This is a genomic window from Pseudidiomarina fusca, from assembly GCF_032227045.1.
Taxonomy (GTDB): domain Bacteria; phylum Pseudomonadota; class Gammaproteobacteria; order Enterobacterales; family Alteromonadaceae; genus Pseudidiomarina; species Pseudidiomarina fusca.
In genome coordinates, this window is the sequence record NZ_JANFPJ010000105.1 from 1 (window position 1) to 555 (window position 555).

Genomic DNA, 555 nt, shown 5'->3' on the forward strand with positions numbered 1-555 from the left:
AACTGCTTAAAGGTTGCTTCTTTCGAATCATCCAAACGCGCAACAACCAATGAACCTGATGAATAAGGTAACTCAGGATCAACAACGATCACTGCTCCCTCAGGTATGGATTTTTTTCCGCTTGGATTTTCCATACTGTCGCCTTTTACGCGAAGTGCGAAACAACCCTCATGTGCTTTCCCAGTGACGTCACGCCACTCCTCAGCATCTTCATGGGCAAATCCCTCCGCTATTTCAGTCCAATCACCGGCCTGAACCCAGTTAATGAGAGGAATTCTTCCCTTAATGTCAGGCCCAACTTCTACATTACCGTCCCCCAAGCCAATCTCGCCATCACCTGTGGCGAGCCAATGAGCATTCACGCGAAGCGCCTCCGCGATCTGCATGGTGTAACGAGACCTAGCCGATTTACCAGAGCAAATTTGGCTGATCGACTGCTGTTTGATACCAATGCGACGAGCCAACTCAGACTGAGTCACCCCAGTAAGCTGCAAGGCATGGTTTAGTCGTTCGGATAAAGTTTTCATAAGCCCGTATTCTACAAATAAAACTGTA

1 protein-coding gene is annotated in these 555 nt (G+C 48.1%); it reads right to left on the reverse strand.

Annotated elements, in window-relative coordinates; all coding sequences use genetic code 11:
• The coding region (locus NOG12_RS13275) for a LexA family protein (RefSeq protein WP_313933518.1) at positions 1-527 on the reverse strand (527 nt) is incomplete at its 3' end.
• Positions 528-555 lie beyond the last annotated feature (28 nt).